This window comes from Suttonella sp. R2A3 (assembly GCF_021513215.1).
Taxonomy (GTDB): Bacteria; Pseudomonadota; Gammaproteobacteria; order Cardiobacteriales; family Cardiobacteriaceae; genus JAHUUI01.
Window position 1 is genome coordinate 525,894 of sequence record NZ_CP090975.1, and the last position, 22,291, is coordinate 548,184.

The following is a 22,291-nucleotide window of genomic DNA, read 5'->3' on the forward strand; positions in this document are numbered from 1 at the left end:
TTAGAATGAGTATTTATCTTGGGCTTTAGTGCGCGCATGCTCTGAATCGACAACCCCTTTCATCACCAAATCCTGCAACGATTGGTCTAAGGTTTGCATACCGTGCTGCGCACCGGTTTGAATCATCGAATAGATTTGTGCAACCTTATCCTCACGAATCAAGTTTTTCACTGCAGGCGTACCGACTAACACTTCATGCGCTGCAACACGCCCACCAGTTTGTTTTTTGAGTAAGGTTTGTGCGATAACCGCGCGAAGTGACTCAGAAAGCATCGAACGAACCAATTGCTTTTCTTCGCCAGGGAACACATCGATAATCCGATCGATGGTTTTGGCCGCTGAACTGGTATGCAGTGTACCAAAGACTAAATGGCCTGTTTCGGCAGCAGTGAGCGCTAAACGAATCGTTTCTAAATCACGCAGCTCACCAACCAGAATAATATCCGGGTCCTCACGAAGCGCCGCGCGCAAGGCGTTATTAAAACTTTGCGTATGACGATAAACTTCACGCTGGTTAATCAAAGACTTATTGCTTTGATGGACGAATTCAATCGGATCTTCGATGGTGAGGATATGTTCGTGTTTGGTGTTATTAATATGATCGAGCATCGCCGCCAAAGTGGTTGACTTACCCGAACCCGTCGGACCAGTAACCAGCACCAATCCACGCGGCACATCGATGATATCAACAAATTTCTCCGGCGCACCAAGCTCCCGTAAGGAAAGTACTTTGCTAGGAATAATCCGGAAAACAACGGCGATCCCACGGTTTTGATTAAACACATTGACACGAAAACGCGAAATACCGCGAATTTCGGTGGAAAAATCCGCTTCCCACGTTTCCTCAAAATCACGCACCATCGAATTGGCCATAATGTCATAAACCATATTGCGCAGCTCTTGCGCATCAAGCTCAGGCATGTTAAGACGCTTGATATCCCCATCAACACGCACTATTGGCGGTAAGCCGGAGCTTAAATGCAAATCTGAGGCATTATTTTGATGGGCAAAACGCAATAAATCATCTAACAAAGTTTTGCTGGCCATGGTTACCCTCTTTGTGATTTTTCGGTAACATTCTAACCTAAATAAGACCATCCTGACCAAATAAAGAAATCGTGGTACCATTTCCCATCATTTCACCTACTTAGAAGGCATTATGACCCAATCGATTATTGGCTTTATCGGCGCCGGACACATGAGCCAGGCCGTGATCGCCGGCATGCTCAGCGAAGAAGAGCGCGCATTTCAACCCTCGCAAGTGATCGCCACTTGTCACACCAAACCAAGCGCAAAGGCGGTGAGTGAGCGCTTTGCGATTGATTGTCGCACGGATAATCAATGGTTATGCGAACAAGCTGATGTCATCATCTTAGGGGTCAAACCCCAAGATATGCACGCGCTGCTTAAAGAAATCACCAAATATGACCTCAACGACAAAATCATCATCACCCTAGCCGCTGGGATTGATACCGCTTCGTATCGCAAACTGCTCGGTGATGAGCTGCCGATTGTACGCACCATGCCGAATATCGCTGCCGAAGTTCAAGCCTCTGTCACTGGCATTTACAGCGATCTTGATTTGGACGACGCTGATACGGCGCTGATTGAGCAGATCATCAGCAGCTGTGGAGATAGCCTGTGGCTCGACGATGAAACGCAAATTGATGGTGTAATGGCGATGGCTGGTAGTGGCATTGCGTATTTCTTCCGCTTTATGCAGGCGATGGCTCAATCAGGCGAGCGTTACGGTTTTGAACGTGATGAAGCTTATGACATTGTAACGTTGACCGCGCTTGGTGCAGCCAGTCTCGCGTTAGAAAATGCTGATAACAACACATCTTTTGCCAAACTCTGCCAACAAGTCGCGGTTAAAGGCGGCACCACCGCCGAAGGTATCAATGTGCTTGATGGACGAGATATCGACAGCACACTGCGTGAGACCATGGATGCGGTTATCGATCGAGCCCGTGCCTTACGCGACGACTTAACCGGAGACTGGTAAGATGATGCATCTCATTGGTTTTATCATTCAACTGGCGATTGCGGTCTTTATTATCCGTTTTCACGCTAATGCTTATTACCTTGGTGACAATCCAGTGGTAGCCAAGCTCAACGAATTCACCAATCCGTTGGTATTGCCCTTCCAACGACTCATACCGAGCAAACGCTTTGATATTGCTTCGCTAATACCGGCGTTGATTATCGCGGTATTAGCCGCTTTTATTACCGCACGTGTCGCTTATCATGCGCTCATTATCGGGGTGAACATTTTCTTACTCGGCACCTGGTTACAGGTCGTGTTTTATGCGATGTTAATTGTGGTGATTGGCTCGTGGTTACAGGCAGATTCACGTCAACCGGTGATGCAAATCGCCTTAGCGTGTTGTGAATGGTTGCTCGCGCCAATCCGTCAGATTATCCCATCACTGGGTGGGCTTGATTTTTCACCAATTGCTGCGCTGTTTGCGATTCAATTCGCGCGCCAAGGCCTTAATTGGCTCACCTCACAACTACTTTTTTAACCATGATGCGCTACCCACAAACTTATGATGTAATCGTTGTTGGCGGTGGTCATGCCGGCGTTGAAGCCGCCTGTGCCGCAGCACGGATGGGGGTTCGCACCCTTCTGCTGACGCATAACATTGAAACCATTGGACAAATGAGCTGTAATCCTGCGATTGGCGGGATTGGTAAAGGGCATTTGGTGAAAGAAGTCGATGCGCTTGGCGGATTGATGGCGCGTGCCGCTGATCATGCAGGCATCCAATGGCGCACGCTCAACAGCCGCAAAGGCCCAGCAGTACGCGCCACCCGCGCCCAAGCTGACCGGATTTTATACAAAGCTGCCATTCGCCAGCTGGTTGAAACCCAACAACATCTCGATATCTTCCAATCACCAGTCACTGATGTGATTGTTGAAGGTGCGCGTGTGACAGGGGTTAAAACCAAGCACCAAATCGATTTTTACGCACAAACGGTTGTCCTGACTGCGGGCACGTTTTTAGGCGGTAAGATCCATGTTGGGCTGAATAATTTCTCTGGTGGTCGCGCTGGTGACCCACCTTCCATAGAGCTCTCACAACGTTTACGTGATCTGCCGTTTGATGTGGCACGCTTAAAAACCGGCACCCCACCACGTATTGATGCGCGCACGGTTGATTTTGCCATGCTCACTGAACAACCCGGCGATGATCCACGACCGGTGTTTTCATTTATGGGGAACCGCGCGCAACATCCAGCGCAAGTATCTTGCTATATCGCGCACACCAACGAACAAGCCCACGATGTTATTCGTCGCTACCTCGACCAATCGCCGATGTATACAGGGGTAATCAACGCCAGTGGCCCGCGTTATTGCCCCTCGATTGAAGATAAGGTGATGCGTTTTGCTGATAAAACCAGCCATCAAGTTTTTATCGAGCCGGAAAGCTTAACCACTAACGAGCTCTACCCTAACGGCGTTTCAACCAGTTTACCGTTTGAAGCACAAATCCAATACATCCACGCGATGAAGGGTCTAGAGCAAGCCTTCATTACCCGACCCGGTTATGCAATCGAATACGATTTCTTTAACCCGCAAGGCCTACACCATCACCTAGAAACCAAAACGATCAGCAACCTCTTTTTCGCCGGGCAAATCAACGGTACCACCGGCTACGAAGAAGCCGCCGCCCAAGGTTTATTGGCCGGAATCAACGCCGCACGACGCGTGCAGGAACGCGAACCATGGTATCCCACTCGAGAACAAGCCTATATTGGCGTTTTGGTCGATGATTTAATCACCCAAGGTACATCCGAACCCTACCGCATGTTCACCTCACGCGCTGAATACCGCCTGCTGTTACGCGAAGACAACGCTGATGCGCGCTTAACCGAGACCGGCTATCAACTCGGTGTGGTGGATGAAGCGCGCTATCAAGTGTTCAGCGAAAAAATGGAAGCGATTGCACAGGAACAATCGCGCCTGACCACAACCTTGGTTCGCCCGGCACAATTACCCGAACTCAAGCAACCGACCCATGCTGCAGAGTTACTCAAGCGCCCGGAAATCACCTACGAAACCTTAGCTGCCTTGCCTGAATTCAGCGCACCTGAGCTCAGTGATGAAGTCATCGAGCAAATCAACATTCATGCTAAATACGATGGTTATATTGCGCGGCAACAGGCAGAGGTGGTCAAAATGCGTGGTCAGCGTGAACAGCGCCTGCCGGTGCCCTTTGATTATGCCAAAGTGCGTGGATTATCGGCTGAAGTTGCCGAAAAATTACAGCGTGTGCAACCGGTGAATATCGACCAAGCGGCAAGAATCCCGGGGGTGACCCCTGCTGCGTTATCACTACTGCATATCTATCTTAAAAAACAGTCTCATTCACAGGAACACCGTTTATGAAATTCTTTGGTTCAAAAGCGCCAAAAATCCGTTGGCAGACCCTCAGCAGCGACCAGAAAAAAATTGCCTCACTGTACCGCAGCCCAGTGCCGGGCGGCTGGCTGATTAGCAGCGGTGAAGATGGCGGGGTCACCTTCATTCCTGATGCTGAGCACCAATGGGATGGCTATAGCTTAGAGAATATTCTGCCCAAATAGGCCGATTCTAGCGATAAACAGAGACATGCTCTATTCCTTGCGCTTAATCGCCGAGTAAGGATTGACTGTTTTGCTTATCGCGGTAATATTCACCGTTTTACATTCGCTTATTAGGACTCTCCATGTCATACGTTCTCCCTTTTTCTCAGCTTGGTAAAAATGATATTGACTGCGTTGGTGGTAAAAACGCCTCTCTTGGTGAGATGATCAGCCATTTAAGCAATCTTGGCGTATCCGTACCGAACGGTTTTGCAACCACAGCCGAAGCGTTTCGCCTGTTTTTACAAGAAAACGATCTGGTCGAGGAAATCAATAGCACGTTAGCCGCACTCGATGTCGATGATATTCACGCACTTACTGCGGCCGGTAAAAAGATTCGCCAAGCAATGATTGACGCGCCCTTCCCTGAGGTGCTAGAAAGCCAAATTCGCGACTATTATCAAAATTTTGCTGATGAAGTCGGTGACGGTGTGTCGTTTGCGGTGCGCTCATCAGCGACGGCCGAAGACTTACCTGACGCCTCTTTTGCCGGGCAACAGGAAACGTTTTTAAACGTTCAGGGCATTGAAGCAATTCTGCACGCGATTAAAGAAGTGTTTGCTTCGCTGTATAACGATCGAGCGATTGCCTATCGTGTCCACCAGGGCTTTGCCCATGAAAACGTCGCCTTATCTGCAGGTATTCAGCGCATGGTGCGCTCGGATTTAGCATCGAGCGGTGTGATGTTTACCTTAGACACCGAATCCGGTTTTCGCGATGTGATTTTCATCACCGCTTCTTATGGTCTTGGTGAGATGGTCGTACAAGGCGCGGTTAACCCGGATGAATTCCACGTCCATAAAGCCACCTTGGAGGCTGGTCGTCCAGCGGTTATCCGTCGCACACTCGGCTCGAAAGCGCAGAAAATGGTGTATGCCAGCAAAGAAGCGAAAGAAACCGTGACCACCGAAGCGGTTGATGAAGCCGATAGCTTACGCTACGCGCTAAGCGATCAAGACATTGAAACGTTGGCACAACAGGCGATGACCATTGAAGCCCATTACGGCTGCCCGATGGATATCGAATGGGGTAAAGACGGCCTTGATGGCAAGTTATATATTCTCCAGGCGCGTCCAGAAACAGTAAAAAGCCGCGACAATACGCATACTTTAGAGCGCTGGCAGCTCAATCAGCGTGGTGAGGTATTAGTCAGCGGTCGTGCGATTGGTCAGCGCATTGGCAGCGGCGTTGTGCGCGTGGTGAATAGTCTTGATCAAATGCATCTCGTTGAAGACGGCGATGTATTGGTGTCTGATATGACTGATCCGGATTGGGAGCCAGTGATGAAACGCGCGAGTGCGATTGTCACTAATCGTGGTGGCCGCACCTGTCACGCAGCAATTATCGCGCGCGAACTTGGCGTGCCAGCAGTCGTTGGCTGTGGGGATGCCACCGAATGCCTGCAAGACGGCCAACAAGTCACCGTATCTTGTGCTGAAGGCGATACCGGCTATATCTATAAAGGTGTGCTTGATTACGCGGTGGAGCGCCACGAACTCGATAATATGCCCGATATCGGCTTTAACATCATGATGAACGTTGGCAACCCTGATCGTGCCTTTGATTTTGCCAGCTTGCCGAATGCTGGCGTTGGTCTGGCGCGCTTAGAATTTATCATCAACCGTATGATCGGCATTCACCCACGCGCTTTGCTCGAATACGAACAACTCGATACGTCGTTAAAAGCCGAAATCGCGCCATTGATTGCCGCTTATGACAGCCCGGTAGATTTTTATGTGCAACGACTCGTTGAAGGCATTTCTACAATTGCTGCAAGTTTTGCCGGCAAGCCAGTGATTGTGCGCATGTCGGATTTTAAATCCAACGAATACGCAAACTTACTTGGTGGTGAGAACTACGAACCCCACGAAGAAAACCCGATGCTCGGCTGGCGTGGTGCATCGCGCTATACCTCAGACGATTTCCGTGCCTGCTTTGAACTCGAATGTCGTGCGTTAAAAATCGTGCGGGATGACATGGGACTGAGCAATGTTCAAATCATGATCCCATTTGTCCGCACACCGGATGAGGCCGCACAAGTGATCGAGATTTTGCGTGAGCAAGGGTTAGAGCGTGGCAAGAACGGCCTTAAGCTGATTATGATGTGTGAACTCCCTTCTAATGCTGTATTGGCTGAAGCATTTTTAGAGCATTTTGATGGTTTTTCGATCGGCTCAAACGATATGACCCAGCTCTCGCTCGGTTCAGATCGCGACAGTGGTTTAATTTCCCACCTATTCGATGAGCGTAACCCAGCAGTTAAGGCGATGATGGCGATGGCGATTGCTGCCTGTCGTAAACACGGCAAATACATTGGCATCTGCGGACAAGGCCCATCAGATCACCCAGATCTTGCCCATTGGCTGCGCGAACAGGGTATCAGCAGTATCTCGCTCAACCCAGATTCGGTGGTACCAACTTGGTTATATCTCAGCCAACAGCTTAAAAGCTAAGCGCGGTTAACACCCGTTGTATCGCGGCTATCGATCGATAGCCGCACGCAACGCTTGCACCGCCTGAAAATCTACCCGCACTTGATCAGCCGGCAATCCAGACTGCCGACACGATGCGTGTAATTCACTGGCTCCGGTTTCGCGTAATAATGCGCTGGCGTGTTCTGCACGCACGCCGACGCCGGGCAAAATGGTGAGTCGGTCACCCGCTTGTTTGACCATCGCGGCTAACTGCTCACGCCCCACCCAGGCTGACGCCGCGCCACCAGCGCTCAAAATACGGCTAAAGCCTAATTCAATCGCCGTCTCTAGCGCGGCAAATGGGTCTTCTAATGCGTCAAAAGCGCGATGCAACGTGACCGGCAAGCCTTCTGCCGCTGCCAGCAACTCTTTTAATGCCGCAATATCCAGCTCGTTATCGACATTCAGCGCACCAAACACCAATCCTGCCGCACCAGCAAGTTTCGCCGCAGTGATTTCTGCATGCATTTGTTTGAGTGCTGCGGCGTCATAGACGAAATCACCTGCACGCGGGCGGATCATTACCATACACGGCGCATCAATCGATGAGATTTCGGTGAGCATATCAGCAGTCGGCGTCAAACCGTCTTCGCTTAATTGCGCGCATAGCTCAATACGATCAGCGCCATGTGCCACTGCGAGCTTGGCATCGGCAATCGTTTCTACACAAACTTCCAATAGAGCCATCATCGTTCCTTTTGCTACATTGCCCTTCATTTTACGCGACAAACAAATCTAGACGTTAAAACCTGCATAAATCAGCCGCTTTGGTTACAATAAACGCACAATTTTTTCAGGACAAACCATGAGCTCTACTGTTCAGATCGGCGATATTCATGTAGCCAACGATTCGCCATTTACCCTATTTGGTGGCATGAATGTGCTGGAAAGCCGCGAATTGGCGCTGCGCATTTGCGAGCATTTTGTCAAAGTCACCGACAAACTCGGCATCCCCTATGTGTTTAAAGCATCGTTTGATAAGGCCAACCGCTCTTCGGTGCATTCGTACCGTGGGCCAGGACTCGACGAAGGCTTAGAAATTTTTGCCGCGCTGAAAGCGGAATTCGGCGTGCCGCTAATCACTGATGTACACGAACCGTATCAAGCAGCCCCTGTCGCCGAGGTGGTTGATGTCATCCAACTCCCGGCATTTCTCGCCCGACAAACCGATTTGGTGGTCGCGATGGCGCAAACCGGTAACGCGATTAACATCAAAAAGCCGCAGTTTTTAGCCCCACATGAAATGCGTCACATCTTGAATAAGTTCGCTGAAGCTGGCAATCAGCGTGTGATGCTCTGTGAGCGTGGCAGTTGCTTTGGCTACAATAATTTAGTGGTGGATATACTCGGAATGGATGAAATGAAAGCTTATGCGCCAGTGGTTTTTGACGCCACACACGCACTGCAAAAACCGGGTGGGCGCAGCGATAGCGCCGATGGTCGACGCCAGCAAGCTGCGCAACTTGCTAAAGCAGGTATGGCGCTGGGACTCGCTGGGCTGTTTATCGAAACCCATCCTGACCCCAGCCAAGCAAAATGCGACGGACCGTGCGCACTGCCGCTCGATAAGCTTGAACCTTATCTCAAGCAAATGCAGGAAATTGATACGCTGGTTAAAGCGCAAACGCCGATTGAGATTGACTAATGGCTGATTGGCAAACCCTTCTTTCGTCTTATCGTATCGGCCAAGCTGCACAGCCTGAAGCCTCAGTGCGCTCAGAATTTCAACGCGATGGCGACCGTCTGCTTTTTTCGGCATCGTTTCGCCGCATGCAAGATAAAACGCAGGTGTTTCCGTTAGAAAAAAACGATTATGTACGCACCCGCCTTACCCATTCGTTGGAAGTATCTTGCGTCGGGCGCAGCTTGGGCAGTAGCGTTGGTGTTGAATTACTCAAACGTTACCCAGCGCTCAAAGATCAAGGAATCCAGCCTGCGGATATCGGCGATATTGTTGCCGCAGCATGCTTAGCGCACGATATCGGCAACCCACCGTTTGGCCATTTTGGCGAACAAGCGATGCGTGATTTTTTCACTAGTGACAGTGGGCAATCTATCCTTGAGTTACTCGATCATGCCGATGAACGCGCTGATCTGACCGCGATTGAAGGTAACGCGCAAGGGTTTCGCATCTGCAATCGCCTGGAAAGCCCCGATACGCGAGGTGGACTACGCCTAACCGCCGCGACGTTGGCGGCAGCGAGTAAATATCCCTGCACCGCTGCCGCACAAAAAGCTGCCAATATGAAGAAAAATGGCTGTTACCAGGATGATCTCGCTGATTTTTCTGACATTTTTAACCATTTGGGTTTGGCGCAACGCAGCGAGCAAGCCTGGCAGCGACATCCTTTGTCATTCCTTATGGAAGCCGCAGATGATATCTGCTACTTAATTGTTGATATCGAAGACGCGTATCAAGTCGGGCAAATCGACCACCATACCGCGCTTAGCAAACTACAGGCGCTCGGTGGTGAATTGGTTGATCCAGCGCGTTTTGCCCATATGCGCAGCAAAAGCGATCAACTCAGCTATCTGCGCGCAAAAGCAATCGGTAAACTCGTTCACGAAACCGTTAAGGTGTTTTGGGAAAGTGAGCAAGGATTACTCGATGGCAGCCACCATGAGCCGCTACTAAAAGCCATTCCTTCAATCAAGCAACTTGAAGCGCTACGCACCTATGCGCGTGAGCATATCTATGTCTCGCGTCCTGTGGTTGAAGTGCAAATTGCCGGGCACCGTGTGTTGAGCGGTTTAATGGACATTTTCTGCAGCGCCACCGCCAACCTCGCGCAAAACAATCCACACAGCAAACGCCACGACGAGATGATTCTTGCCCTGCTGCCGCATCGCTATCGACGCGAACAAGGCACGCTCTATCAAAACTTACTTGGCGCCTGTGATTACATCAGCGGCATGACCGATTCATACGCCGTTTCGCTATATAAGAAGCTTACCGGCATTTCTTTGCCGGTTAACTAGGGCAACCGCAGCGACGGATTTTCGCGCGTTTATGCCGCTTAACGCGCCATTTTCTCGAGAATTCCCACGCGAGAAAAGCCCCAATATGCTATAATTGCTTTTTTTGTGTCGGGTTGATATCAATGAGTTACGATTCCTCAAACATACGTGTGCTTAAAGGTCTTGAAGCAGTGCGTACTCGCCCTGGGATGTATATCGGTAATACCGATGACGGCTCAGGTTTACACCATATGGTTTTTGAGGTCGTCGATAACTCGATTGACGAAGCGTTAGCCGGTTATTGTAGCGAAATTAACGTCATCATCCATCAAGATGAATCGATTACCGTACGCGATAATGGTCGTGGGATTCCGGTAGATCATCATGCTGAGGAAGGCCGATCTGCGGCTGAAGTCATCATGACAGTCCTTCACGCTGGCGGTAAATTCGACGATAACTCGTATAAAGTTTCTGGTGGCCTGCACGGGGTTGGTGTGTCGGTGGTCAACGCCCTTTCTGAGCGCCTAACGCTGACCATCTGGCGTGAAGGCCATAAATATCAGCAGGTTTATCACCATGGTGAACCACAAGCACCTTTAGAAGCCGTGGATTCTACTGAGCAAACCGGTACAGAAATCAATTTCCTCGCCAGCACAGATACCTTTGGTACGGTAGAATTCGAGTTTGAGCAACTCGCAAAACGCTTACAAGAATTATCGTTCTTGAACGCTGGTGTACGTATTGTACTTAGCGACGAGCGCAACGATCAGCAGGAAGTGTTTGAATACGAAGGCGGTGTACAAGCTTTTACCAAATACTTAAACCGCAATAAAACCCCTATCCACCCGAATATTTTCTATTGCAGTACCGAAAAAGATGCGGTGACTGTGGAAGTGTCTTTGCAGTGGAACGATAGCTTTGCGGAAAACGTCTATTGCTTTACCAACAACATTCCACAACGCGATGGCGGTACGCATATGGCCGGTTTTCGTGCCGCACTAACCCGTACACTCAATAGCTATATCGAGGCTGAAGGCTTAAATAAAAAAGGTAAAATTGCCACCTCTGGCGATGATGCGCGCGAGGGATTAACTGCGATCGTATCGGTCAAAGTACCTGATCCTAAGTTTTCTTCACAGACCAAAGACAAATTGGTCTCTTCTGAGGTCAAAAGCATTGTCGATAGCGTGCTTTCTGAGAAACTCAAAGAATTCCTCTACGAGCATCCAGCCGAAGCAAAGGTTATCGTCAATAAGATGGTCGACGCTGCTCGTGCACGCGATGCAGCGCGTAAAGCGCGTGAAATGACGCGCCGTAAAGATGTGCTCGATATCGCCGGCTTACCTGGTAAGCTTGCTGACTGTCAGGAAAAAGACCCGGCGCACTCTGAAATCTTCATCGTGGAGGGTGATTCAGCGGGTGGTTCGGCCAAACAAGGGCGTAACCGTAAATTCCAAGCGATTTTGCCGTTAAAAGGTAAAATTTTAAACGTCGAAAAAGCGCGTTTTGACAAAATGCTTTCTTCAGCAGAAATCGGCACCTTGATCACCGCGCTTGGCACCGGCATTGGTAAAGAAGACTTTGACCCCGATAAACTGCGTTATCACCGTATTATCATCATGACTGATGCGGACGTCGATGGTGCGCATATCCGCACCCTGCTGCTGACCTTCTTCTACCGGCAAATGCCGGAGCTGGTGGAGCGCGGCCATATCTATATCGCACAACCACCGCTCTATAAAGTCAGCAAAGGCAAGCAAAAGCAATACATCAAAGACGATAGCGAGCTTAATGAGTTATTACTCACGCAAGCGCTCGATGATGCCAATTTACATGTGAGTGCGGATGCGCCAGCAGTGAGTAAAGAAGCGTTTGAATCTTTAGCCCGCGGCTATCTTGAGCTAGAGTCGATGATTAAGCGCTTAGCTGCACGCTACGATCAGCGCGTACTGAAAGCGCTCATTGAAGCCCCAGCGCTAACACGCGATGGATTCAATGATCAAAATACGCTTCAGAAGTGGTTAGACGCCTATCAAGCACAGCTCGCGCTCTATAGCGCGCCTGGGATTACACTTAATGTGTCACTCTCTGAAGGCAGCGCGCTACCGCGTATTCATATCGAAATTGAGCAGCACGCGAACCTCATTCACAACTACCTTGATGCCAATTTCTTTGACTCACCGGAATACCGCAGAGTTGCCGCATTCGGGCAAGAGATCGACGGGCTCCTGCAAGAAGGTGCGTATTTTGCCAACAGCAAAAACCACATCGAAGTGCATTATTTTAGCGATGTCATCAACGCCTTATTCTCAGAAGGGAAAAAAGCCTATGAGATTCAGCGCTATAAAGGTTTGGGTGAGATGAACCCGGATCAACTGTGGGAAACCACCCTTGATCCGCAAGCACGCCGCATGCTGCAAGTCAAAATCAACGATGCACGCTTGGCCGACGAACTCTTTACCACGCTTATGGGTGAAGAAGTCGAACCGCGTCGTGCGTTTATCGAAGATAACGCAATTAATGTTGGCAATATCGATATTTAAGCGTCATCTACACATTTGAGCTTAACGGCGCATAAACACATGCGCTGTTTTTGTACTTTTTAGCCACTATTTATCTGTTTTGCTGATCTTTTTATCATTGATAAATCTGAAGGTAGTAACAAAGCATAAAAATTGTTGCGCTTATATTAGCTGCAGGTTACAATCTGTTATAACCAAACATCAAACGTTCGCTTGAATGTGGGTTAAATAGCAACAAATAGGAGAACACCATGCAGCAATTTCGTCTCAGCGCCCTATCGCTGATTGTTATGTCTACCATCGCTGGCCAGGCTGCTTTTGCTTCGGGCTATCATTTTGGTACGCAAAGCATTGCCGCGCAAAGCACCTCAAACGCCTCATCTGCTGAAGCAGATTCACCGGCAACCATTTTCTATAACCCAGCCGGTTTGAGCCACTTAAAAGGCACCCAAGTTACCGCGAATGTCGTTTCAGTCTTCCCAAGTGTGAAATATAGCAATGCCAAAGGCAAGGCTTCAGGTTCAGCAATTCCACCAACTGAGCGTAGCGAAGGTAAAATTACTGATCCACCGGTGATTGTGCCGCATATTTATGCCAGCCATGAAATCACCCCGCAACTCACTGCAGGTTTGGGTATCTACGTTCCATTTGGTACCAGCTCTTCATACGAAGACAATTCTGTGATGCGCTACAGCATTAAAAGCACCGATTTAGCGACCATCGACATCAACCCAACGATTGCGTATGATTTTGGCAATGGCCATAGCGTGGCGGTCGGCGTCATTGGTCAGTATATGGATGCTGAATTACAGAAAAATACCAATATTGCAGGAATGCTTGGCGCACCAGTTGGTTCAGCCGATATCGGCACAACCATCTCTGGTGATGATTGGGGTATCGGTTATAACCTCGGCTGGATGTGGGATATCAACGACAGCGCACGTATTGGTTTGAGCTACCGCTCAAAAATTAAACACACCTTAGAAGGTAGCGCAACTAAAGAAGCTATTGGTCCAGCCTTTGCAGGTGGAGTACCAGCTCCACTTCAACCACTTTTAGCCAAAGAAAAGGCCTCAGTAGATATCGTCACTCCCGAGTCACTTTCTTTACACGGCATGGTTAAAGTTGATCCTCAGCTGGACTTATTTGCTGATGTCACTTGGACCAAGCACTCACGCTTTGATAATTTAGATATCGAACTCGAAAGTGGCAAAAAAGTTAGCTTTAAACCAAACTGGCGTGATACCTATAAAGTGGCTCTTGGCGCGGCTTACCAGCTAAACGATCAATGGCAATTACGTGGTGGGGTTGCTTACGATAAATCACCAGTCCGTGGCCCTGAAGATCGTCTCGCCACGATGCCAGATAACGATCGCATCTGGTTGTCTTTGGGTGCTAAATACGATATCAGCGAACAGCATAGCTTGAACTTCGCTTATAGCTACCTGCACATCAAAGATGCTTCGGTTGATTATAATGATGCCAGCACACATACTACCGCAAAAGCGGATTATAATAGCAGCGCCCACATCCTTGGCTTGCAGTACACTTATCGCTTCTAATCTGAACGATAAGCCCATAAAAAACGCCGCAAATGCGGCGTTTTTTATGGATGAGTTTGATAGTGTCAGTCTCGTGCGCGCGACACCAACCCCATCATTTTATACACCACTTCTGCTGTGGTGTAGTCATAAACATGAAAGCCATCAATCGGTGCTAATTCAACCACATCCATACCAACCACCTGACGTTGCCCAATCACTGATTCAAGCAGATCAATCATTTGCCAATAGCTTAACCCCCCAGGCACCGGCGTTCCGGTTGCTGGCATAATCGCCCCATCAAGGCCATCAATATCGACCGTAATGTAAATGAGCTCCGGGAAGTCCTCAGGTAAGGTCATGCTATGAGTTGGGTTTTGCCGACAGAGGCACCGCGCATCCAAATAATGAATACGATCGCTATGCGCATCACGGACTGCTTGTTCTTCAACGCTCATCGCGCGCACGCCAAGCTGGAATAAAGACATTCCTTCATCGACCAAGCGTTTCATCACACTGGCGTGACTCCATTTACTACCTTCATAGCTATCACGTAAATCCGCATGCGCATCAAATTGCACGATGCCAATTTTTTGCTCCGGATACGCATCCGCCACCCCCATCACAGCACCATAACTCACCGTATGCTCGCCACCAAGCACTACTGGGATCTGCTTGCGCGCAGCGATTTTGCCATTCACGCTACGGATCCGCTGCATGATCGCTTCAGGATCACCAGAGCAATCAATCGCCGGATGAGTATAAATCCCCTCATTACACGGCTCGCTAACCCCATCGGTGGTCTCAAGCTGATCTGAAGCCTCAATGATCGCTGCGGGGCCTAACGACGTCCCGCTACCATAGCTCACGCTGTGTTCATACGGCACAGGCACAATATGAAACAGCGCTTGGTCTTCTTGGGGTTGCTCAATTTCTGAGCCGAGAAAAATACCCATTCTTACTCCTCTAAATTGATTAAATAATCGCCTCGATAACCATTGTTTTCATGGCCATTGAGGGTTTTGCTGTAGCCGCGTTGGTTGCTGATAAAACGACAACCGCCATGAGTGAGCTCAATATTGCTGTGGCTATGGCCATAAATCCACGTATCGGCTAGTTCGTATAATTCGGGCAATTCGCTCGTCCAATACGCCGAGCGAACCAAGCCACCAGGTACTTTGGCATGTTGTTCCGCAACCAGACACCGACTCGGCAAAAAATGGCTCACCACCAATTTATGCGTCGCATCATGGGCAAGCGCGTCTGCTAAAAACGCGACCGCGCGCTGATGTTCGGCAACTAAATCATCAGTGGTGAACACCCCTTTAGCATAGCGGATATATTTGAAATCCGGTAACGTCTTCTGCGCCCAGTCCATCGAAGCTTGAGTGTCCCCGGCTAACTGAAAATTGCTCCATAGCGTCGTCCCAGCTATCAACAGATCACCAAAACGCACCGCCTCATCATCAAGCAGGCGTACGTCATAATCAGCAGCTAGCTGGCGATACGTTTCTTTGGCCTGATGAAAGTCATGACCGTAATATTCATGATTACCCAACACATAGAGCGTTGGCAGATCAGGCGCGGCACGACGCAGAAGATTAAAAAAGATTGGTAGTGTATCTTGATCACCAATATCCCCAGCGAGCACTAACAAATCAGCTTCTTGCAAGCGATCTAGCCAACAAAGGCTGACCTCGGTATGCAGGTCGCTATGTACGGCAATCTTCATCGCTTAAGAAAGCCGCATTTTGAAATCATCATAACCAAATTCACGCACCACCTTAAGCGAATCATCACGACTGTCCCAAACCACGATACTCGGCAATTTCACCCCGTTAAAGGTGTTGGTTTTGACCATCGTATAATGGCTCATATCCATAAACATCAAACGCTGGCCGACTGTTAGCGGCTCGTCAAAGCTGTAATCACCAATCACATCCCCTGCCAAACACGTCAAACCACCGATACGATAGGTATGCGCTTTTGCCTGTGGCAAACCCGCACCATAGAGTTCGGCACGATACGGCATCTCGAGTACATCAGGCAAATGTGCAGTACACGAGCCATCAATAATCGCTAAGTGCATCGCATTTTCTTTAATATCGAGTACCTCTGTGACATACACGCCTGTGCCAAGCGCAATCGCCTCACCCGGCTCGATGATCACCTCAACGTCCCACCGCGCACGAAACGCTTGAATCAACTCAATCAATTCGTCAACCTGATAATCCTCACGGGTAATATGATGCCCACCACCCATATTGACCCAACGCATTTGTGGTAAAAACTCGCCAAATTGTGCCTCAACAGCCGCCAAAGTGCGTTTTAAAGGCGCGACATCTTGCTCACACAGATTATGCACGTGCAGGCCACTAATACCGTCTAGTGACGCACCGTTAAAATCCTCACGAATAATCCCTAAACGCGAACCTGGTGCACTGGGGTCATAAATCTCCACCGTGCCTTCTGATTGCTGCGGATTCACCCGTAAGCCAAATTCCAGGTTCGGTCGCGCCATTTTTGCCGCCTTGATTTGCGGTTGAAAGCGTTGCCACTGCGAAAAAGAATTAAAAATCACATGATCTGACAGCGCGAGCACTTCTTCGATATCGCTTGGGGGAAATGCTGCTGAAAAGGTATGCACTTCGCCACTAAAGAACTCACGCCCCAATTTCGCTTCGTGCAACCCGCTAGCGCACACGCCGGATAAATACTGATCGATCAGCGGGGCAAAATGGTGCATGGCAAAGCCTTTAAGCGCCAGTAATACCTTCGCGCCACTTTCTTGTTGCACTCGGGCTAATAAGCGCAGGTTGCGCTCAAGCAGCGCCTGATCAACCACATAACATGGCGTGGGAAGTCGTGCGGTATCTAGCTGAGAAAAAGTATCCAAATCATGAGCCTCTGTCAGTAATCTTGCGGTTATTCCGCTCACATAAATGCGCATTATAGTGTGTATAAACCGCCGTTACCGAGATATTTATGTGTTATATTTTGATTCTTTGATTTCATATAACTGCTCGTAGCGCCTGTCGCTAAAGCACACTAACCAAGGATACCTATGCTGCCAGTTCTCCAAAGTGTTATCAACGACCTTCGCAAACGCGACCCAATGCAATACGAATTTCACCAAGCGGTGGAAGAAGTCTGGCATGCCGTGAACACCTTTTTAGAGCACAACCCGCGCTATTGCGATCAATCACTCTTAGAAAGCCTGGTTGAGCCTGAGCGGATTATTATCTTCCGGATTCCCTGGGTTGATGATAACGGTCGCCTACAGGTTAATCGCGGCTACCGCGTGCAAATGAACTCGGCGATTGGACCGTATAAAGGGGGCTTACGTTTTCATCCGAGCGTTAATCTAAGTGTATTGAAGTTTTTAGCGTTTGAGCAAACCTTTAAAAATGCCCTGACCACCCTTCCTTTAGGCAGTGCAAAAGGCGGTGCCGATTTTGATCCTAAAGGTAAATCAGATAATGAAGTACGGCGCTTTTGCCAATCGATGATGAACGAGCTCTATCGCCACATTGGCCCAACCACTGACATTCCCGCGGGCGATATCGGCGTTGGTGCGCGCGAAATCGGTTATCTCTATGGGCAATACCGCCGCCTGAATAACCTGGTTGAACAAGGTGTAATCACTGGTAAAGGACTGGCCTACGGCGGTAGCCGAATGCGCACCGAGGCCACAGGCTATGGTTTGATCTATTTTATCGCAGAAATGCTCGCCCATATTGGTGATGGGCTTAAAGGCAAAACAGTATGTATTTCTGGTTCTGGCAATGTTGCGCAATACGCGGCTGAAAAGCTGCTCAATGAAGGCGCCAAAGTGCTAAGCTTATCGGATTCTGGCGGCACGCTATACGTTAAAGACGGTTTGACACGTGAGATGCTTGAGACGATTAAACAACTGAAAAATGAAGAACGTGGTCGACTTGAACAATGGGCAGAACAACACAATCTAACCTTTTATTCTGACCAACGTCCTTGGCAGATTGCCTGTGATATCGCCCTGCCTTGTGCCACCCAAAACGAACTCGAGCTTGACGACGCTAAAGCGCTGATTACTAATGACTGTCAATTGGTCGCAGAAGGCGCGAATATGCCGTGTTCGAATGATGCGATTATCGCCTTGCAAAAACACCAAGTCCTTTATGCGCCGGGTAAGGCGAGTAACGCAGGTGGTGTCGCCACTTCAGGGTTAGAGATGACGCAGAACCGTCAAGGCTATTTCTGGCCAGCCGAGCAAGTGGATGCAAAACTGCGTGAAATCATGCAGCAAATTCATGCTGATTGCCTGACGTATTCACCAGCAATCAAAGGTACGGTTGATTACCAATGTGGCGCCAATGTTGCGGGCTTTGTTAAAGTCGCTGACGCGATGATCGCTCAAGGCTATTTATAACAGCCTCGAGCGTCCATTACTTTATTGACTGCCAGAGGGATAACCTCTGGCAGTGTGTTTTAAAGCTCGGTTGCTTGCCAAGGCAAGCCGTATGCAGACAACGCTTCTAAGAATGGATCAGGGTCAAATTGTTCCATATTGAACACACCATCGCCCTGCCAAGTCTCTTCGAGCATCATTTTTGCCCCAACCATTGCTGGCACACCGGTTGTGTAGGAAATCGCCTGTGAGCCAACTTCCGCGTAACACGCTTCATGATCACAAATGTTATAGACATAAACGGTTTTTTCCTGACCATCTTTAACGCCTTTAGCGACACAGCCAATACACGTTTTACCTTTCGTGCGTGGGCCAAGCGAGGCTGGATCAGGCAGAACAGCCCTTAAGAACTGAATCGGGATAATTTCTTTACCCTCATACATTACTGGCTCAATCCCAGTCATGCCAACATTTTCCAGTACCTTCAAATGGTTGAGGTAATTATCAGAAAAGGTCATCCAAAAACGTGCTTGTTTGATTTCCGGAAAGTGCTTGACTAAAGATTCAAGCTCTTCGTGATACATCATATAAATGTTCTTCTCACCAATACCAGCAGGGAAATCAAAGCTGCGTTTATTCGATAGCGCAGGCGTAACCACCCAGTCACCATCTTCCCAATGCCTCGCTTCGGCGGTCACTTCGCGAATATTAATTTCTGGATTGAAGTTAGTGGCAAACGGTAGACCATGATCGCCGGCATTGGCATCAATAATATCGAGCTCATGGATCTCATCGAGCAAATGCTTCTTAATATAGGCGGTAAACACATTGGTCACCCCAGGGTCAAAACCGCTGCCTAACAGCGCCATAATCCCTTTTTCCTTAAAGCGCTCTTGATACGCCCACTGCCATTTATATTCGAACTTCGCTTCTTCTGGCGGCTCGTAGTTGGCGGTATCCAGATAATCGACACCGGTCGCCAAACACGCATCCATAATATGCAGATCCTGATACGGCAGTGCGATATTCATCACCAAATCGGGCTTAATCTCTTCGATCAGCTCGATCATCGCACCAACGTTATCGGCGTCAATTTCGCGCGTTTTTACCGTCACACCGTATTTTTTCTTCACCGCTTGCGCGATGTCGTTACATTTTTTCAGCGTTCTACTGGCCAGCGTAATCTCTTGGAACGTCTCGCTCGCCTCAGCACATTTATGCACCACCACATTACTCACGCCACCGGCGCCAATAATCAATACATGAGCCATTTTGCTCTCCTTCTATTGTTCATAATACGTATAACCGCGCAGCCCGGCTTCAAAAGCCCCGACCAAGCGCTGACGCTCAGCGGCGCTAATCGTGCCATCACGCACCGCTTTTTCAGCAGTTTTACGAAAGTTTTTCAGCAAATGCTGCGGATGATATTCCACATAACTCAGTACATCAGCCACTGAGTCGCCTTCAACCTCATTGACAAATTCATAACTGCCGTCTTCGTCGATATACACCGAAACCACATGGGTATCGCCCAATAGGTTGTGTAAATCACCAAGCGTTTCTTGATATGCGCCCACCAAAAAAGCGCCCAAATAATACTCTTCATCCGATTTCAGCGCATGCAGGGGTAACACACGCGACATCTCGCCCTGTTCGGGGAAACGGTCGATTTTGCCATCGCTATCACAAGTCATATCGGCAATAATCGTCGTCCGCGTTGGACGTTCTGCTAAACGATGCAAAGGCGAGACCGGGAATACCTGATCAATAGCCCACGCATCCGGCAATGATTGAAACACCGAGAAATTGCCGTAATAAATATCGGCAAGCATCGTTTTGAGCACTTCCGGCTCTGAAAGCGCATCGGGATTACGCTCAGCGATCTTGCGCACTTCCGCCATAATCACCATAAAGATCTGCTCAACTTCTGAGCGGGTGCGTAAATCGAGCAAACCGCGCATAAACGAATCGCGCGCTTCATCACGAAAATACACCGCATCGTTAAAACATTCTTGAACGGTTTTTTCACTCAAGGTGTCATAGCTATAATATAAATTGCGCAGCATACGGTTGGGCTCGTCGTCGCGTTTTGGCGGCAACTGTGCATCGCTAAAGCCGGTTTGATCGAGAATATTAAACAATAAAATACTCGAATACGCCACCGTTGCACGCCCGGATTCTGTAACGATCGTTGGGTGTTCAATCCCTTGCTCATCAAGCACCGACTGAATTGTTTCCACGACATCGACACAATATTCTTCCAGGCCGTAGTTGCGGCTATGAATTGCACTACTGCGACTGCCGTCATAATCGACCGCCAAACCACCGCCCAGATCGAGATAACACATCGGTGCGCCCTCTTCGACCAATTCAACGTAATAGCGACACGCCTCACGCACACCGGTACGGATATCGCGAATATTAGGAATCTGCGAGCCGAGGTGATAATGCAAAAACTGCAGGCAGTCGAGCATACCAGCCGCTTTCAAGCCATCGATGACCCCAACCAGCTGACTGGCATTCAAACCAAACATCGAACGATCACCACTGGTATCGTTCCAGTGCCCAGAAACGTGCGAAAAGAGCTTAGTGCGCACACCAATGATCGGCTTGATGCCCATCGCCTTTGAGCTTTCGACAATAATCGGTAACTCCGAAGGCGTCTCAATCACAAAAATCACTTTAAAGCCCAGTTTGAGCATCCCCAAACCCAGCTCAACAAATTCTCGGTCTTTATAGCCATTACAAACAATCAGCGGCCCTGGCGTTTTCAGCATACTGAGCGCGATCATTAATTCCGCTTTTGAGCCTGCTTCCAGCCCATGCTGATACGGCTCACCAAAGCGGACAATGTCTTCAACGACTTGTGCTTGTTGGTTCACCTTGATCGGGAAGACACCACGATACACCCCGCGGTAATTGCTATCTTCGATAGCCTTAGCAAACGTTTCATTAATCAGGCGAATTTGATTTTCGAGTAAGTTTTGTACGCGCAATAGCACCGGCATCATATGGCCTCGCGCTTCCATACCTTCAATTAAATCCACTAACGGTACAGACACTTCTTCTGCTTGCGGCACACGCACCGCCAGCTGTCCTGCATCATTGATATGAAAATAGCCTGATCCCCAACCGCTGACACGGTAAAGATCATCCGCATCCTGTATTGTCCAATCTTCTTGACTCACCGCAAACCCTCAAGTTAAATCTTGCGCAAGTGTATGCACCTTATTCGCTAATAACAAGCATCCCTGCAGTATTTTAACATTGCCGCACCTCGCAAACATCCTTATCAACCGCGCACACTGTTTTTACAGTGATTCATTGAATCTGTCGGAGAAAATTCAGCGTGTTTAATGCTGAGAAAATTTATTGATTACCTGGCGCTGCGCGTCGATGAGTTGCTCAATCAACGCATGCGGGCTTGGCGCGTCAAAATCATGCATCAGCCTGTGGAGTTGGTCTTGATGTTCAATCAATAAGGCAAAACACTGCTCTAAATAAACGCCTACCATCCCCGCGAGCAAAGGGTCGTCATAGCGCAGTAAATCACCAAGCATTTGCTGGCTAAGGATGGTTTTTGTGCCTTCTTGGTCGGATTCCGCGAGGAGGTTTAAAAGCACGGCGCGCGTAATGTCGTTGCCGCTACGTGAATCAATAATACTAAGCGTTTCACCATCTTCAAGCATGGCGCGGATATCACTGCTCGAAATATATTGACTGTCCTGACTATCGTAAAGCCGCCGGTTGGCGTACTTTTTGATTTCGCGTGCACTCACG

The 22,291-nt window shown here is 49.0% G+C and carries 18 protein-coding genes; 10 read left to right on the forward strand and 8 right to left on the reverse strand.

All coding sequences use genetic code 11. The annotated features are described in order from the left end of the window. The gene (locus L0B52_RS02505; protein ID WP_235064966.1) at positions 1–1,047 is read right to left on the reverse strand and encodes a type IV pilus twitching motility protein PilT; all 1,047 of its coding nucleotides are present in this window, start codon (positions 1,045–1,047) and stop codon (positions 1–3) included. A 112-nt stretch (positions 1,048–1,159) separates the two neighbouring features. Here L0B52_RS02505 and proC point away from each other — a divergent pair, with 112 nt between their 5' ends. From proC to ppsA, 5 genes are all read left to right on the forward strand, one after another. Beyond that, positions 1,160–2,005: a pyrroline-5-carboxylate reductase gene (proC, locus tag L0B52_RS02510; RefSeq protein WP_235064967.1), complete on the forward strand. Its 846-nt coding sequence runs from the start codon at positions 1,160–1,162 to the stop codon at positions 2,003–2,005. Position 2,006: 1 nt separating this feature from the next. Next, the gene (locus L0B52_RS02515; RefSeq protein ID WP_235064968.1) at positions 2,007–2,525 is read left to right on the forward strand and encodes a YggT family protein; all 519 of its coding nucleotides are present in this window, start codon (positions 2,007–2,009) and stop codon (positions 2,523–2,525) included. A gap of 5 nt (positions 2,526–2,530) precedes the next feature. Beyond that, positions 2,531–4,393: a tRNA uridine-5-carboxymethylaminomethyl(34) synthesis enzyme MnmG gene (gene mnmG, locus L0B52_RS02520; RefSeq protein ID WP_235065424.1), complete on the forward strand. Its 1,863-nt coding sequence runs from the start codon at positions 2,531–2,533 to the stop codon at positions 4,391–4,393. Further along, positions 4,390–4,590 carry a hypothetical protein gene (locus L0B52_RS02525; protein ID WP_235064969.1) on the forward strand — a complete coding sequence of 67 codons (201 nt, stop codon included), beginning with the start codon at positions 4,390–4,392 and terminating at the stop codon, positions 4,588–4,590. Before mnmG ends, L0B52_RS02525 begins: the two co-directional genes overlap by 4 nt. Before the next feature lie 122 nt (positions 4,591–4,712). Further along, positions 4,713–7,082, forward strand: coding sequence for a phosphoenolpyruvate synthase (gene ppsA, locus L0B52_RS02530; protein ID WP_235064970.1), 2,370 nt, complete (start codon positions 4,713–4,715; stop codon positions 7,080–7,082). 27 nt (positions 7,083–7,109) lie between these two features. Here ppsA and L0B52_RS02535 read toward each other — a convergent pair whose 3' ends face one another. After that, a complete protein-coding gene (locus L0B52_RS02535; RefSeq protein ID WP_235064971.1) occupies positions 7,110–7,793 on the reverse strand; it encodes a copper homeostasis protein CutC in 684 nt (227 codons plus the stop codon). 115 nt (positions 7,794–7,908) lie between these two features. Between L0B52_RS02535 and kdsA the strand changes: the two genes are divergently transcribed. From kdsA to L0B52_RS02555, 4 genes are all read left to right on the forward strand, one after another. Continuing rightward, positions 7,909–8,748, forward strand: a complete 840-nt coding sequence (gene kdsA, locus L0B52_RS02540) for a 3-deoxy-8-phosphooctulonate synthase (RefSeq protein ID WP_235064972.1) — start codon at positions 7,909–7,911, stop codon at positions 8,746–8,748. After that, the gene (locus L0B52_RS02545) at positions 8,748–10,082 is read left to right on the forward strand and encodes a deoxyguanosinetriphosphate triphosphohydrolase (RefSeq protein ID WP_235064973.1); all 1,335 of its coding nucleotides are present in this window, start codon (positions 8,748–8,750) and stop codon (positions 10,080–10,082) included. The genes kdsA and L0B52_RS02545 overlap by 1 nt, the downstream gene beginning before the upstream one ends. Positions 10,083–10,204: 122 nt before the next feature. Beyond that, the gene (gene gyrB / locus L0B52_RS02550) at positions 10,205–12,604 is read left to right on the forward strand and encodes a DNA topoisomerase (ATP-hydrolyzing) subunit B (protein ID WP_235064974.1); all 2,400 of its coding nucleotides are present in this window, start codon (positions 10,205–10,207) and stop codon (positions 12,602–12,604) included. A 230-nt stretch (positions 12,605–12,834) separates the two neighbouring features. Then, the gene (locus L0B52_RS02555; RefSeq protein WP_235064975.1) at positions 12,835–14,145 is read left to right on the forward strand and encodes an OmpP1/FadL family transporter; all 1,311 of its coding nucleotides are present in this window, start codon (positions 12,835–12,837) and stop codon (positions 14,143–14,145) included. A gap of 65 nt (positions 14,146–14,210) precedes the next feature. Here L0B52_RS02555 and speB read toward each other — a convergent pair whose 3' ends face one another. The 3 genes from speB to nspC are packed head-to-tail and all read right to left on the reverse strand — an operon-like array spanning position 14,211 to position 17,020. Then, on the reverse strand, positions 14,211–15,080 hold the full coding sequence (gene speB / locus L0B52_RS02560) for an agmatinase (protein ID WP_235064976.1): 870 nt from the start codon (positions 15,078–15,080) through the stop codon (positions 14,211–14,213). Positions 15,081–15,082: 2 nt separating this feature from the next. Then, complete coding sequence (locus tag L0B52_RS02565) at positions 15,083–15,856, reverse strand: metallophosphoesterase (protein ID WP_235064977.1); 774 nt, start codon at positions 15,854–15,856, stop codon at positions 15,083–15,085. Positions 15,857–15,859: 3 nt separating this feature from the next. Further along, positions 15,860–17,020 (reverse strand): carboxynorspermidine decarboxylase, encoded by a 1,161-nt coding sequence (nspC, locus tag L0B52_RS02570; protein WP_235064978.1) that lies wholly within the window; start codon positions 17,018–17,020, stop codon positions 15,860–15,862. 168 nt (positions 17,021–17,188) lie between these two features. Between nspC and gdhA the strand changes: the two genes are divergently transcribed. Further along, positions 17,189–18,532, forward strand: coding sequence for an NADP-specific glutamate dehydrogenase (gene gdhA / locus L0B52_RS02575; RefSeq protein WP_235064979.1), 1,344 nt, complete (start codon positions 17,189–17,191; stop codon positions 18,530–18,532). A gap of 59 nt (positions 18,533–18,591) precedes the next feature. Here gdhA and L0B52_RS02580 read toward each other — a convergent pair whose 3' ends face one another. From L0B52_RS02580 to L0B52_RS02590, 3 genes are all read right to left on the reverse strand, one after another. After that, entirely contained in the window at positions 18,592–19,782 is a 1,191-nt protein-coding gene (locus tag L0B52_RS02580; protein ID WP_235064980.1) for a saccharopine dehydrogenase family protein, read from the reverse strand. Between the two features lie 12 nt (positions 19,783–19,794). Beyond that, on the reverse strand, positions 19,795–21,699 hold the full coding sequence (gene speA / locus L0B52_RS02585) for a biosynthetic arginine decarboxylase (protein WP_235064981.1): 1,905 nt from the start codon (positions 21,697–21,699) through the stop codon (positions 19,795–19,797). 165 nt (positions 21,700–21,864) lie between these two features. Continuing rightward, positions 21,865–22,290 (reverse strand): polyhydroxyalkanoate synthesis regulator DNA-binding domain-containing protein, encoded by a 426-nt coding sequence (locus L0B52_RS02590; protein WP_235064982.1) that lies wholly within the window; start codon positions 22,288–22,290, stop codon positions 21,865–21,867. Position 22,291 lies beyond the last annotated feature (1 nt).

What these genes read in the sequence shown, in the direction of transcription:
- L0B52_RS02545 (WP_235064973.1), top strand. Translation starts at nt 8,748, where the DNA reads ATGGCTGATTGGCAAACCCTTCTTTCGTCTTATCGTATCGGCCAAGCT.
- speB (WP_235064976.1), bottom strand. Translation starts at nt 15,080, where the DNA reads ATGGGTATTTTTCTCGGCTCAGAAATTGAGCAACCCCAAGAAGACCAA.
- L0B52_RS02515 (WP_235064968.1), top strand. Translation starts at nt 2,007, where the DNA reads ATGATGCATCTCATTGGTTTTATCATTCAACTGGCGATTGCGGTCTTT.
- gyrB (WP_235064974.1), top strand. Translation starts at nt 10,205, where the DNA reads ATGAGTTACGATTCCTCAAACATACGTGTGCTTAAAGGTCTTGAAGCA.
- L0B52_RS02525 (WP_235064969.1), top strand. Translation starts at nt 4,390, where the DNA reads ATGAAATTCTTTGGTTCAAAAGCGCCAAAAATCCGTTGGCAGACCCTC.
- L0B52_RS02580 (WP_235064980.1), bottom strand. Translation starts at nt 19,782, where the DNA reads ATGGCTCATGTATTGATTATTGGCGCCGGTGGCGTGAGTAATGTGGTG.
- mnmG (WP_235065424.1), top strand. Translation starts at nt 2,531, where the DNA reads ATGCGCTACCCACAAACTTATGATGTAATCGTTGTTGGCGGTGGTCAT.
- L0B52_RS02555 (WP_235064975.1), top strand. Translation starts at nt 12,835, where the DNA reads ATGCAGCAATTTCGTCTCAGCGCCCTATCGCTGATTGTTATGTCTACC.
- ppsA (WP_235064970.1), top strand. Translation starts at nt 4,713, where the DNA reads ATGTCATACGTTCTCCCTTTTTCTCAGCTTGGTAAAAATGATATTGAC.
- L0B52_RS02535 (WP_235064971.1), bottom strand. Translation starts at nt 7,793, where the DNA reads ATGATGGCTCTATTGGAAGTTTGTGTAGAAACGATTGCCGATGCCAAG.
- L0B52_RS02565 (WP_235064977.1), bottom strand. Translation starts at nt 15,856, where the DNA reads ATGAAGATTGCCGTACATAGCGACCTGCATACCGAGGTCAGCCTTTGT.
- proC (WP_235064967.1), top strand. Translation starts at nt 1,160, where the DNA reads ATGACCCAATCGATTATTGGCTTTATCGGCGCCGGACACATGAGCCAG.
- kdsA (WP_235064972.1), top strand. Translation starts at nt 7,909, where the DNA reads ATGAGCTCTACTGTTCAGATCGGCGATATTCATGTAGCCAACGATTCG.
- L0B52_RS02505 (WP_235064966.1), bottom strand. Translation starts at nt 1,047, where the DNA reads ATGGCCAGCAAAACTTTGTTAGATGATTTATTGCGTTTTGCCCATCAA.
- gdhA (WP_235064979.1), top strand. Translation starts at nt 17,189, where the DNA reads ATGCTGCCAGTTCTCCAAAGTGTTATCAACGACCTTCGCAAACGCGAC.